Below are 13,796 nucleotides of genomic sequence, written 5' to 3'. Positions count from 1 at the left end.
CCCTTCTTTCTACTTGCGCACAAAAGCCTGAATGACCGCAATTTCTTTACCATTCGGCTTTCTATTGCGTATTATAAACCGCTCAATGTTTGCCGGAACAATAAATGTTTCACCATAGTGAATTTCAAACGGTTCAAAATTATTGTCCAAGCTTTCAACGGCTGCCGTATCCCCTTCAACGAGATTTAACATATTCACACTATTGTGGGTTTCGAAAAAGCCGGTCTTTTGGAACCAGTGCCGATGTGTTTCAATGAATTCAAGTTGATGAAGGCCGGTTCTCTCAACTGTTTCCCCTTTCGATTTCTTTAGGGTGACAAATGGATTGACCAGATTTTTTCTTACCCATTCCGTATTGCGGCTCATTTGAATGTTCCGTCCGCCGTCATCCAGATGAATCGGGCGGGGCTTCCCGTCAAGGCCGGTTCTTCCCCAGTCCCACAGCTTAAAGGTGAAGATATAGGGCGTTGCGCTGATTTCCAGGACAACGGTATCGCGGCCTCCGCAATGCACGGTTCCTGCCGGAATTGAATAGTGATCGTGTTTTTTCACCGGAAAACGATTGATGTATTTTTCATCGGGAAATCGTACGGCACCGGTCTGAGCTTTACGAAGATCATTCATCAAATCTTCCTTACGGACGTCATCCTTTAAACCTAAATAGATGGAGGAACGATCTGTAGACTGAAGAATATAATAGCTCTCATCCTGAGTGTAATGCATCCCATATTTATCCTCGATATACTCAGTCAGGGGATGAACCTGCAAACTCAGGTTTCCTCCCCCCATCGTATCAAGATAATCAAATCGAATTGGAAATTCTTCGCCAAAACGGGCATGGACTTCAGGACCCAGAAGCTCGTCAGGAAATTGCTGGACTAAATTAATGGACGGCACTTCAACGCGTACTTCCCCGAAACGCAGGAAAAGGCTGTTTTCTTCCGGGACACCGTCAAACGCCCAGCCATAGTTTGGAACTTCCGGGTCCAGGCCATAATGCTCTTTCATCCACTGACCGCCCCATACGCTTGCATCAAAATAAGGAACAACGCGAAAGGGCCGATGGACAACTTCCCGCAGCGCTTCTCTGTAATCGGCTCCCGAGACCATTTTCGGATCGTCGCCGGTATTCGTATCGAGCAGAAAATCAATGCAATCAAATATCTTCATTTTCTGGCGGTCGGCCATCCGCCATTCAAAGAAAAAACCGCGCTTATATTTTCGCAAAATATCCTGATGCCGATTGTTTATTTTCCAATTCGGCATACCGGCACGATAGCGCCGCTGAATTTCCCAGCGGGCCAAATCGCAATAAATCAATAGGTCCGGATCCGGTACTAATACGGATGCTCCTGTACCATAGATAATTGTTAACCCACTAGGCTGATTAAACGATTGCTGAAGGCGGGATAGATCAGGAAAAAATTGTTCCAGACGATAATGCGACAGAATTCCGAAAACACGATCATCTGTTAATGTATCTTTAACTCGTTCACTCATTTGTTCTCCGTCGGCTGCCAGATCATCTGCAAAAATAGCACGGTCAGGATTCAGTTTCGTTATCAGTTCTCGTTCAATTTCTTCATTGTCTACACCTGGATATTCTTCGACAGCAATCGTAACATCTTCACGACCAAATGTACGGACTTTTTCTTTAATCGCTTTTATAATCGACGGATAACCGCGCCAGGCTTCTTTGTAATGCATTATTTTGATCTCTGGTTCTAAATCATATTTTGCCATAGAACAAAACCCCTCAGCAATTCTAATGTAGTAATGTTATAACTTTAGAACATAAAATGGTCATCTGGCACATCTTTCAAGGTATCCCCCATGTTCATTATGCTGGCTTTGGCGGATTGAATCGCTTTTTGATACGGCGAAGAAGATGACAGTGCTAATTCAAGAACCATTGCCAGATTCATTCCTGTTAAATAAGTCACTTTTTTGTTTAATTTCAAAGCGGTCGAATAGCCGTTTGTTCCGGGTGATCCGGACGGAATATCAGAAACTAATAGAATATCGTCGGCTTCCGGGATCTCGTTCATGATCTGTGTAAAATTTTTTTTGAAGTTTTCAAGTCCGTCCGATTTCATACTCAGTGCAAGAATATTGTCTTGCCTGCCTGCAATAAACTCGATCGCTTTCTTCATTCCTTCGGCCAGTCCGTCATGACCGACCAATACTATTTTCTTTGCCATACTCTTCTCCTCAGATTGTTGCTTTTATAATATATTCCACGCCGACGCCGGCAAAAGCCAGGATAAAATAGACGATAATCAATTTGATCGGTGAAACGTGCTTCTTCGACATGAAATACCATGAAATCAGAATCAATAACAGTGGAGCCAGGCTGGGAAAAATGTTGTCCAATATCTGCTGAATGTCCAGTGTCGAATGGGCCATATTGATTTTAATCGGAAGCGGTAATTTTACATAAGTCGCAGCAACCCCGCCGGTAACAATCGTGCCCAGTACCGTTATTGCCTGAGTTACGTTTTGAGCCATTTCGCCTACAAAAAGATTCACCGCATCTGCACCTAATTCATATCCCTTGTAGAATAAATAACGAGAACCCAGCACAATAATCAGGTTATAAGCAACCATGTAAAATAAGGGGCCTAGAATATTTCCTCCCGCTCCCAGACCCATGCCGATTGAAAGAAGAATCGGTATTAACATGCCTGGAATCATCGAATCGCCAATTCCCGCCAGTGGGCCCATTAAGCCGACTTTCAGACTCGTAATAAAATCATCGGTAACACCTTCCGCACCCAACGCTCTCTGTTCTTCCAGTCCGACGGTCATTCCATTGACAATGGCACCCAGCTGAGGCTCGGTATTATAAAAAACGGAATGCCGCTCCAAAGCCTCTTTCAATTTATCCGGATCTTTTCCGTACAGTTTTTTCAAAACCGGTTCCATTGCGTAGGCAAAACCAAACGCTTCCAGAAATTCATAACTGGTTGCCACCAGGTTATACATCATCCATCTGAAATAGGATTTGTGCACAGTTTTTTTATCCAGCAACTGGTAAGTCTTTCTTTCAGCCATCAGAATTCCTCCTCATCATTCGAATCGGTATGATCGCCTGTAGCTGACGCATTGGGATTATTCCCCTTGTTAATGGCAAAGAAATAGATCACGGCAATAGCCGCAGCCAGGATAGCCAGAGCAATCATATTTAACTTGATGAAAACAACCGCAACGACACCCAACAGGAAGAAGATTAACATATAGTTTTTCTTAATAACTACCGTCAGCAGCATGACAATGCCTAATGCCGGCAGAGCCCCGCCAAGATAAGTCATGACATCAATCAAGTACTGCGGCATACTCGAAAGTAATTTCTTCGCAAATCCTGCGCCAAAGAAAATCACCAGGAAGGAAGGTGTAAAACGAATGACAAAGTTAAATAGCTGGGGGCCCCAAATTGTATTAAAATGAAAACTGCGTTCATTTCCCTCATGAATTGCTTTCTCGGCACGATGATTCCAGTAAGAATTCAAAACTTGAAACAGGTTAAAAACAATCGTCCCGATCACACCGATCGTCGTGGCTAATGTCACGGCAACACCCGTCGAAGCATGCGACAATAATGCCAGGGCAATCGCGGGATAAGCGACAAAGTTCAGATCGGCAGGCATTTGGCCGCCGGGCGTTACGAGAGCAATATAGACAGCCTGAACCGCAATGCCGATAATGATCCCCTGAGTCACATCACCAAGAATAATGCCAATCAAAAAACCGGAAACCAACGGTCTGGATAAGGTATACCAGCCGCCGGTCAGCCCAAACAGCCAGGGCGTACTCAGGGCCCCCAAATAGCAGAGAATCGAAATAATTACCGCTTGAATAAAAAGTGTCACAGTCATCATCGAACGCTCCTTTCAATTTTAATTTTGTCGAACCTTTTTAAATTCCGCCTTGGCTTCTTCCCAAGTTGTTTTTTTTGAATCAGGCACCAATTGAAAATACACGGTCATTCCATGATCGATCAAGAACTCAAAGGCTTTCATGTCTTCCTCGGTAATATTGGCATTCGGCCCCACCTTCCGTGCCCCCTGACGCACACTCATCGGACCCACATCAAGACTTTGCTGCTGAGAAGGCAAATCCGCACCGGCCTGATAAAGTCTCACCAGTGTTGCCGGGCTCTTTGCAATTAAGAAATAGCGCTTCGGACTTTTCACAATGTCCTGCCATCGTTCCGCTGTATGACTGACCGTCATGACAAAAGCTTTTAATGGTCCCGGAACAGCGGTCTTTAAGGCTTTGGCAATAATCGGATTCTTCGCCGCAACATCGTCAACGGCAATGACTCCATCTGCCTGGCGTTCGGCAAGCCATCGTATGACCACCTGACCATGAATGATGCGATCATCGACACGAACAAAAGAAATCGCCAAGATCCATCCCCTCTTTTTATTGTTATATCATTACTACATTTTATAGTATACACGATTGTTTTAAAAAGTAAAGCGCTTTCAGACTTGCTTGTTTTAAAAATTTATGCTATCAATTGTAATAGCAATAAAACAATAAGAACGTGGTGATATAACAATACCATGAAAGGAAACAGCTACATTCCCCTTTATATACAAATCGAAAATGACCTGAAATTTAAAATTAACAGCGGCGAATGGAAACCGGGTGACAAAATTCCTCCGGAACTTGAGTTAACTAAGTTGTATAATGTCAGCCGTATAACGATACGCAATGCGATTAAAGACCTCGTTCAGGACAATTATTTACATAGAGAACGAGCCCGCGGAACATTCGTTTTAGGGCCCGAAAAAATAACAGAAAAAACGACCTTTTCATTAGTAAAAAGTTTTACCCAGGAAATGCGTGAATTGGGAAAAACACCGATTACTTTCGATGTCAAAGTAAAAAAAATCGAAGCCGACGCTTTTTTGGCGGAAAGACTGCACCTGAATATCGGCAATCCGGTTTTATATCTCGAACGGCTTCGCGGTGCGGATAATGAGGTACTCACCTATTCAATTACTCATATTCCGTTCCGCGAGGGCTACTCTCTTGATGAAAAAAATTATTTTGGCTCGCTCTATGATTACCTGACCATGTTCAATATTCACATCAATCAGCAGCATGAATATGTTGAAGCGATTAAAGCGAATCGTCAACTGCAGTCTCTTTTAAGGGTAGAGGCTGATGAACCGATTCTAAAAAGAGTTCGGCAAACTTCTCAAGTGGAGCAGAATTACTATGAATACAGTGAAAATTATTATATCGGTTCAAAATACCGTTTCTATGTGGAATACTGATCCCGCGGCCGGGTTGCAGATAGACGCAAGCTGGGCTGAACAAAAGAAAAATCCTTTATGTATTAGAGCGGCAAACAAAAAACAGCGATCAATGGGCAAAGTTTCACGACTCTTGTCTAAAAACCTTATACAAAAGCGCGTCCTCAGCCTCATCCCACAAGGATTTTAAATCTTCAGAAGCACGCGAAGTCAAATCTGTCTCTCTGTATATGCTCCATGCCGGAATGAAACGTAAATATGCAATGTACGCAGCAGGCCCTGCCCCACTAAAATTTTTTATCATTTAAAAAGCACGTCCTGCATTTTACGGCAGCCTCTACTGTATAGGCAGTAATAAGAGCACCGGATAATAAAACGTCATCCGATGCTTTTTAAGACTCCCTGCAAGTTGTTGTTAACTATAAACTGTTTTCCATCTTTATTTCAATCACGACTTTTCTCGTTCTCTGCGAGCCGTTGTTACGTATCACCCGTTCCAATCAGCTATGGGAACTAATACTTTACCGCCTGTTCGAGAGGAACATAATCCAGATCATAGCCAAAATATCTCGGTCCGACCAGTTCAAGGCCCTTTGGCGTCCGCCATTTTGGATCACACGGCAGGCCAATCACATGGACACGTTTCCCATATTTCAGCCCTTCGTTTGTCATCGGCGTCAGGGTTTCAAGGTCGACCAGACAAATGAGGTCCGGAGCGGTTACCGCCGCTTTACCATTGTGTTTTAGCACGATATTCTCATTCTGAAAGTATATTTCCGCCCGCTGATACTTATATTGATCAAGCCCCTCAATCACCGTCTTCCCATAATTGAATCCGTTCTTAGTGTTGCGGCTTACATCTACAATTTTCCCGCTTAAAATATGATAACCGGCCGTAACCTTGAGCAGGGTCTGTATTGACGCCTGCTTTTTCTTTGATAGCTCGCGGATGGTTCTGCCGATATTTTCAGAATAGGAAACGGTGTTCTGAACGCTGTACCTTTTTAGATCGCTGCCCCGAATCGGAAAACTGCACAGAGAGGCTGCTGCTCCCATCTTGTCGGTAATCGTCCGGGCAATGCTTTCTGTCCAGTCATTGTCAATCATCTCAAGAATGCCCATATTTCCCTTCTCATCGGTGATTGCAAGCGGTGTTGCCCGAATTCCATAAATACCGAAAGTCGTCATCTGCAATTCAGGAAACGCACGGCCGATACCGTCGCAATCCACCATCGGCAGCCCCAGCCGGGCGGCGGCGGCAATCGGAATCATCGAATTTAATCCGCCGGCCTCAATGGGATAGGTTGCATACACATCTTCCCCAAGATAGCGGGTCAGCTGATTCATCAGGCGATTATATTCGTTTCCGTTAAGAAATTTCTCTAACTGTACTGAAGGGGCACCCATCATTGACGAAGAAATGACTAAAACATCATCGGGCACTTCATCGACGCTGAGCAGCTGCACCGGTCCGTACTTTTCAACGGCAGTCAGAGCCATGAGTTTACCTATATATGGATCTCCGCCTCCGCCCGCCCCCAATAATGAAGCGCCTAAAGCAATATCTTCAATGGATTGCTTTTCCAAATATCGCACCGTTCGCCATCTCCCCCGTTTCTCTTATATTGGATAGTAAAAAGCGGCCTTGTTTGATACAATTACAAGACCGCCGGACTGAACCATTCAAACCGATCATACCGCTGTCCCTCAATATACACGCAGCAGAATATAATAGGCATTTCCGGATCTATGGTTCTTAAAAAAACCGCAGGCTATATCGCTGCCCTTCAGATGAATGGAGTTTAGCTGATTATGCCTCTTGATCATGGACCGATCGGCTATTCATCTATTCAGACCAGGTCCCCAACAACCTTAATTCTGATCCGATTAGCGTTGCCCGGGTAATAAGCGAGCGGGACTTCCTCAACATCCACTGTCTCAATCGAATCTTCTGCGGCACCCGCCTCAATGGCCTGATTGATCGCATGATCCTTTGCATCCTGCATGGCATCTTCCCGGTTTATTTGATCATAGATATATATTTTCTCGTATTGACCGCTGACTTGAGAGATGCAGGCGCCGATCGCATTGGCGACATCACCGTTTTCGTCGCGAATTAACTCACTGACTCCGCTGATTTTCGAGGGAACAATAATGCCGCCGCCGCCGACTAAAATCACTTTCACATCTTCAGCACTGTTTTTCATTCGATCGATGGCAGCAGCTACCATGTCGCCTATTTTTTTATAAATTTGTTCTGCCTCTTCAAGAGAGAGCTCCGAAGTGAACCGTTTCTCCCCCACATTCGATTGACCCAGGCGAACAGCCACATCTGTTGTTGTCAGGATGTCGCCGCCAAATACTTTTGCCCGTTCGGTTATATGGTACCCGACGCTGTCCGGACCGATTGTATAGCTATTGCCCGTCCTGCGAACGATGCTTCCTCCTCCTAATCCAATCGAAATAATATCCGGCATACGGAAATTCGTCCGGATACCGCCGATCTCAACAGCCGTAGATGATTGGCGCGGAAATCCATGAGTAATTACGCCGATATCAGAAGTCGTTCCGCCGACGTCCAGAACAACGGCATTCTGCAATTTAGACAGGTAAGAAGCTCCTCTGATGGAATTGGTCGGCCCGCAGGCAATCGTAAAAATAGGATATTTTTTCGCGAAGCTCAGCGACATCAGCGTGCCGTCGTTCTGGCAAAGATAGATCTGCGCATGATGAATGCCCTCTGCATCTAATGCATTTTCGAATCCGCGAGCGGTTGTCTGAATCACGCTAAAAAGCGCCGAATTAAGGATGGTGGCATTCTCGCGTTCAATTAATCCTAACGAACCAATCTCACTGGACAAAGATACCGGCACATGACTTCCCATTTCCCGGTGAACCCAATCGGCCACTTGCTTTTCCTGATCATTTCTTAGTGAAGAAAAGACGCCAATCACGGCTACGGCATCAATATGACCCTTCCAGGTCTGTAAGACATCTTTTATTTCCCGTTCATTGATCCGGCTTAACAGATTGCCGTTAAATTCATAACCGCCGTGAACAATTTTAAATTGGCCGGACAATACATCCCTTAAATCCGGCGGCCAGGCCGTATACGGAACGACCGACAGGGTCGCCGGATAACCGAGGCGGATCACTCCGACCCTGGACAGCCGTTTGCGCTCGACAATTGCATTTGTACACTGCGTCGTCCCCAGCATAACATGTGAAATCCGATCCCGATCAATCTTTGACTTTTGCAGGACGCGATGCAGGGAATGGCGGATACCTTCCTCAATGTCCCGGCTCGTATGCGATTTTTCCTTGGCCAATAAGTTAAACTGATCATCTAAAACAACAGCGTCCGTATTCGTTCCGCCAACATCAATACCCACTCGATACCTCATCAGGCACGGGCCTCCTTTCTGCATAATTCCTCAATCGGTACGTAGTCCAGATCATAGCCGAAATACCGCGGCCCTACAAGTTCAATTCCTTTCGGTGTCCGCCACTTCGGGTCGCAGGGCAGGCCAATGATGTGTACGCGTTTCCCATATTTAAGCCCTTCATTCGTCATCGGAATCAGTGTTTCCAGATCAACCAGACAGATGAGATCGGGAGCGGTTTCGACGACCTTACCGTTGCGTTTCAGCACGATATTTTCATTCTGAAATAAGATCTCAGCCTGCCGGTTTTTATCCCGATCAATGCCTTCGATCACTGTTTTTCCATAATTAAAACCGCCCTCGGTGCTGCGGCTGACATCTATGATTTTTCCGCTTAAGATATGAAAGCCGCCAGTCACATCAAGCAATGTCTGTATTGAAGATCCTTTTTCCTTTGATAGTTCACGGATTGTTTTTCCGATATTCTCCGAATAAGAAACAATGTTCCTGACTCCGGCCCTTTTCAGGTCGCTGCCCTTGATTGGAAAAATACACATCGATGAAGTCGCCCCCATCTGAACCGTAATCGCCCGGGCAATGCTTTCCGTCCAATGATTATCAATGGTTTCCAGGATCCCGGTATTTCCCTTCTCATCTGTGATCGCTAGAGGCGTCGCCCCAAGTCCGTAGATACTGAAAGTTGTCATCTGCAGTTCCGGAAATGCCCGGCCCATACTGTCGCAATCTACCATGGGCATGCCCAGACTTGCAGCAACGGCAATCGGAATCATCGAGTTAATTCCCCCGGCTTCGATCGGAAACGTTGCATATACCGCCGTCCCCAGATAGCGTTTCAATTTATCAAATAAGTCCTGATATTCATCTCCCCGCGGAAGTTTTTCAACAAATACCGAGGGTGCGCCCATCATTGATGAAGAGACAACCAGGGCGTCATCAGGAACCTCAGTCACATCCAGTAATTTAACGGGTCCATATTTTTCGACTGCCGAAAAAGCCATAAGTTTTCCGATATAAGGATCCCCGCCGCCGCCGGCTCCAAGCAAAGAAGCCCCTGTCGCAATATCCTGAATGGCCTGCTTGTCTAAATATCTCATGATCGTAATCCATCCTTTGCTTACAGAGAATTTTATATAGCCGTCCGCGTTACATCATTCATGAATCTGTTCCACATCGTTGTGTACTTTCACCGCTGCATAGATTTTCATACCGGCATAATAAACAATGATACTGATCAAAATCGATGTGATCGATGGAATGCCGAACGTGATAAAATATCCCGAAAGCACCCCGGCAGCCCAGGCAATCACAGTAACCGGATGAAAGTTTTCCATTCTGGCCGGCAGGGCGGCGTGTTTTCTTGATTCATCCAGCTCGTTTCTGTATCGTCTCAGGACAAAATAATCAATGAACATGATTCCGGCAATCGGCGGGAAGACGACCCCCAACAGGCTCAGAAAGGATGTGAACTGATTGATCACACCGATCATCGATAAAATGGTACCCAGAGCTCCCAGGATAATGGTGATCAATCCGCGGCTGACATCTACATGGAAAACGGCTTCGATAAAATTAGCAATCCCGAGCGAAGAGGAATAAAGGTTAATATCATTCAACTTCAGCGTTGAAAAAATAACAAGCAGTACGCCGAGCACGCCTGTCAGCTGATAAACAATAGCCATGATCGAACTGCTGCCGATCGCGTGAGCCATCAGAACCCCCAGCAAGCCGATGCCCAGTTCGCCAAGAAGCGTGCCGATGACCGTAATCCAGAAAACATCTTTCGTACTTTTTGCAAAACGTGTAATATCCGGCGTTATAATGCAGCCAACGATAAAACCGCCTGTGACCATCGTGATCGCCGCACTCATCGTCAATGCCCCGGGTGCATTCATGGTCACTAAATGAGTGAAAGAATGACTCTTCAGCATACTGTAGGTCGCCCATGCAATTAAAATCAAGAAACCGGGAACTGCAATATTGGCTGTCCAGCTCATCATCCTGAAGCCGAACAGGACGATCAGGGTCACGGCAACTCCGGTTATACAGGCGATAAGAGGGAAACTCAGATTCTTGCCTAAAATAGCAATAATCCCCTGAGCAAAAATTGAGTTCTGAATACCAAACCAGCCGGTCAGGCTGATCGCAAATGCCCCTCCGACAATGGCCGAACCATAACGGCCGAATCCTGTCCATCTGGATAAGACACTGGTCGACAGCCCCTCCTTTTCACCGGCCACACCTAATCCGAAACTGACAAATTGCAGAATCACACTCCCAATGATCGTTGCCCAGAACGCTTTCCAGAAACTTAGTCCAAAACCCAGCGCCGCTCCCAGCATGAGCTGAGAGATACAAGTCAGGCTCCCGATCCGGATCAGAAGAATTTTCCACATCTGGCTTCTTTTTTCTCTCGGCACTCTTGTCAGTGAATAATCATCCGTTTCACTTTTCGAAAAATTACCGGCCATTTAGTACCCTCCATTTAATTGACTTCACAGAATATTGCCCACACCCGCACCTGCAATCATGACCGACAGAATCACCTATTGTTTTTTTCTAAACAGCTCTTACCTCCTTAAGCAAGAAACATCAAAAATTATATAATTTTTAAAATATTTTATTTAACGCCCATTATAGCAAGTCCACTTGTATAAGTATTGAGTCAGAAGAATAAAAAAAATCAGGATATATTGTCCACAAGGACAAAACCTGCCTGATTTTAGTCATACTGAGTTTGCTTTTTAACCTAACCTTTTCTCAACAGCCTCCTTGCCGCCACCGCGACGTACACCCAATAGTTTTCCGGCAATTTACGGATATTATAATTAAGGAGTTCATCAATCCGCCGCAGTCTGTATTTTACAGTGTTCCGGTGAACATATAATCGATCTGCCGTTTTCGCAATACTCATTTGTACATCAAGCAAATAGACAGTCAGCGTCTTGATCAGCGTTTCCCCATTTTCATCGGCCAGTATAGGCGCAATCGGAGCAAGCGTTTCCTGAACTTTTTCTTCTCCCCGGCCGATCATTTCTGCACAGTCTTTCGTAAACAACAGTTCCTGGTAAGTCAGGATGTCTTTTCGCGGATAGATCGCAAAGATATCCTTTAAATGAAGATTCAACAGCGTATAAGTGTTGCGGACGTTCGTCGTATTTTCCAGGCCTGTTTGATAAAACAGCACCGCCGGATGGGCATCATCCCGGATCTCCTGGATAAATGCTTCCGCCTGTGAATGCAGTTGATCCATAAATTTCAGATCTTCAAAAAAGACGAGCACACGATTTTCAAAGATATCCGCAACAAAGTGTATTTTTTGCTGCCCAAAGAATGTCTTAACCGCTGATAATAATGCGAGATTCACGGAATCCTGATTTTCTGAAGGTGCCCGGTTTCGTGCAAAAATGACCCAGACGGTATGAAATGACGCAACATTGACATGCATAATCTCTGCCAATCGACGCATTTTAACCGGTTCGTCCTTAATAATGGCGTGCACAAGTTCCGTCGTCCCGATATGGCCTTCCTGATTGTTCCATATATTAATGAATAAACGAATGACTTCCGTCGATTGATCCACCTGTTCTTTATCTATGGTCCTTTCCGAAACGACAAAAAGATACAGAGTAACGTGGTGATCGGAAAGAATCGACCTGCTGTCCATGTAAATCTGTCTGCCGCTGCTCAAAGTCACTTTTTCCCTGCTGTGATCTTGATCAGTTCTATAAACCTGCACGGCTTCTTCGAGATGCTCCGTTGCCGACATCGGCCAAGCGGCCCGCTGCAGGATCGCATACTGCCTGTCGGTTATAATCAGCGTGCAGTGGATCCGGTCGCTGATCATTCTCAGTACGTTTTCAACTTTACGCTGATAGGCCGGCATACTTGATATACGCTCCAGCATCTCCCCGACAAAATATTTCTCTTGTCTCTGGTCCCTGATAATCGCTTCCACAACATCGCTGATGACTTCACTGTAGCGCAGGTCAATGCGATTCTTAGGCATACAGATAACCGGAAAATTCAGCCCGTTCGCTGTATCTAAAACTTTCTGATCAATCTTCGGCAAAATGATGCCGACATAATAAATGATTAAGCCCACATCACCCGCAGCGTGTATTCGGCGAATGGATTCGCACTGGGCGCCGACATCGTCCTTAATATTGACAAAACCGGTAATCACCAGCTCTCCGCCCAGAAATACTTTATTTTTCTCGAAAAAAAGATTCTGGACATGGGTCGGCTCCGAATACTCCAATACAGAAACAGAACTGACAATATTTTTTAATCCATTTGAACCCGCCTTGACTGTCGCATCTTCCAGACAGGGCAATTTCAGCAGATCTGCAATTGTAACACTCATCTGCATAACCGCTCCCCTTGTGTATAAAATGAATCCATTCTTTACAAAAGAGTAGAATTTCAATCATTCCAGAATTATCGTCAAAATAGATATATTCAGAAAAATTTATGAAAATAATATCACATTGACTCGGCTGCCGCAACATCGATTCCTCACAGCCGTTATGGTTGACTTATCGATCATTGTGAAAAATTTATTGATTAGTGCAGGAGAATGCCGGCCGATGCTCCCGATTTTGACCATTGCCGGGAATTTATCGGTCGGTATGCCTGATTTATCGGTCGACGGGAAATGTTTATCGGTCGTCATGCTTGATTTATCGACCATTGTGAGAGGTTTATCGACCGTCGCGGGGAGTTTATCAGTCGCTCCAAAATAAGATTGGAGTCTTCAGCTGAATCGGTAGACCGTCAGCTGATCCGGATTCTTAAGGAATGGGGAGAATTGGAAAAGCAGCAACTGAAGCAAAAGCCGTAGAATGGATTTTTAAATAGTGTGGAGCTGCTTGAACAATCTAAGCACGTTGAACCGGAGAAAACGAGTAAAAGAGCAAACGAACCTTCTTGTAGAATTTATGCCCAGAATAGCACATTCATTTTCTGCTTTGAGGTCTCCGCGATAAACTGGTTTAACTGTTTATGAGGCATTAAAAGGAGAGATGACGATATGAATGAAGCAATAAAAAATAGCTCTCTTTGATCGTTTAAACGATACTTTTCTTCAAAAGTTCGAGAATATAGTCAGAGATTCTCCCGACAGCCA

At 45.0% G+C, this 13,796-nt stretch carries 12 protein-coding genes; 2 read left to right on the top strand and 10 right to left on the bottom strand.

All coding sequences use genetic code 11. From position 1 onward, the window contains the following. Positions 1–9: 9 nt before the first annotated feature. The 5 genes from OYT88_RS10125 to OYT88_RS10105 are packed head-to-tail and all read right to left on the bottom strand — an operon-like array spanning position 10 to position 4,409. Entirely contained in the window at positions 10–1,743 is a 1,734-nt protein-coding gene (locus OYT88_RS10125) for a class I mannose-6-phosphate isomerase (protein ID WP_274399774.1), read from the bottom strand. Positions 1,744–1,787: 44 nt separating this feature from the next. Further along, positions 1,788–2,201 (bottom strand): PTS sugar transporter subunit IIA, encoded by a 414-nt coding sequence (locus OYT88_RS10120; RefSeq protein WP_274399773.1) that lies wholly within the window; start codon positions 2,199–2,201, stop codon positions 1,788–1,790. A gap of 10 nt (positions 2,202–2,211) precedes the next feature. Then, positions 2,212–3,054, bottom strand: a complete 843-nt coding sequence (locus tag OYT88_RS10115; protein WP_274399772.1) for a PTS system mannose/fructose/sorbose family transporter subunit IID — start codon at positions 3,052–3,054, stop codon at positions 2,212–2,214. Beyond that, on the bottom strand, positions 3,054–3,875 hold the full coding sequence (locus OYT88_RS10110) for a PTS mannose/fructose/sorbose/N-acetylgalactosamine transporter subunit IIC (RefSeq protein ID WP_274399771.1): 822 nt from the start codon (positions 3,873–3,875) through the stop codon (positions 3,054–3,056). The genes OYT88_RS10115 and OYT88_RS10110 overlap by 1 nt, the downstream gene beginning before the upstream one ends. Positions 3,876–3,896: 21 nt before the next feature. Continuing rightward, on the bottom strand, positions 3,897–4,409 hold the full coding sequence (locus OYT88_RS10105) for a PTS sugar transporter subunit IIB (RefSeq protein ID WP_274399769.1): 513 nt from the start codon (positions 4,407–4,409) through the stop codon (positions 3,897–3,899). A gap of 159 nt (positions 4,410–4,568) precedes the next feature. On the opposite strand from OYT88_RS10105, the gene OYT88_RS10100 reads away from it, so the two are divergent. After that, positions 4,569–5,288 (top strand): GntR family transcriptional regulator, encoded by a 720-nt coding sequence (locus OYT88_RS10100; protein ID WP_274399767.1) that lies wholly within the window; start codon positions 4,569–4,571, stop codon positions 5,286–5,288. 492 nt (positions 5,289–5,780) lie between these two features. On the opposite strand, the gene OYT88_RS10095 is transcribed toward OYT88_RS10100, so the two are convergent. From OYT88_RS10095 to OYT88_RS10075, 5 genes are all read right to left on the bottom strand, one after another. Next, positions 5,781–6,863, bottom strand: a complete 1,083-nt coding sequence (locus OYT88_RS10095) for an S-methyl thiohydantoin desulfurase family protein (RefSeq protein ID WP_274399765.1) — start codon at positions 6,861–6,863, stop codon at positions 5,781–5,783. Between the two features lie 254 nt (positions 6,864–7,117). Continuing rightward, positions 7,118–8,671 (bottom strand): hydantoinase/oxoprolinase N-terminal domain-containing protein, encoded by a 1,554-nt coding sequence (locus OYT88_RS10090; RefSeq protein ID WP_274399763.1) that lies wholly within the window; start codon positions 8,669–8,671, stop codon positions 7,118–7,120. Continuing rightward, entirely contained in the window at positions 8,671–9,765 is a 1,095-nt protein-coding gene (locus OYT88_RS10085) for an S-methyl thiohydantoin desulfurase family protein (RefSeq protein WP_274399762.1), read from the bottom strand. The genes OYT88_RS10090 and OYT88_RS10085 overlap by 1 nt, the downstream gene beginning before the upstream one ends. Positions 9,766–9,819: 54 nt before the next feature. After that, a complete protein-coding gene (locus OYT88_RS10080) occupies positions 9,820–11,139 on the bottom strand; it encodes a purine-cytosine permease family protein (protein ID WP_274399760.1) in 1,320 nt (439 codons plus the stop codon). 278 nt (positions 11,140–11,417) lie between these two features. Next, the gene (locus OYT88_RS10075) at positions 11,418–13,034 is read right to left on the bottom strand and encodes a PucR family transcriptional regulator (RefSeq protein WP_274399758.1); all 1,617 of its coding nucleotides are present in this window, start codon (positions 13,032–13,034) and stop codon (positions 11,418–11,420) included. A 223-nt stretch (positions 13,035–13,257) separates the two neighbouring features. Between OYT88_RS10075 and OYT88_RS10070 the strand changes: the two genes are divergently transcribed. Continuing rightward, positions 13,258–13,413, top strand: a complete 156-nt coding sequence (locus tag OYT88_RS10070) for a hypothetical protein (RefSeq protein WP_274399757.1) — start codon at positions 13,258–13,260, stop codon at positions 13,411–13,413. Positions 13,414–13,796: the final 383 nt, after the last annotated feature.

It is taken from the genome of Sporolactobacillus sp. CQH2019 (assembly GCF_028765345.1).
GTDB lineage: Bacteria > Bacillota > Bacilli > Bacillales > Sporolactobacillaceae > Sporolactobacillus.
The sequence above is the reverse complement of the archived record's forward strand: the minus strand, read 5'-3'. Positions and strand labels throughout refer to the sequence as shown.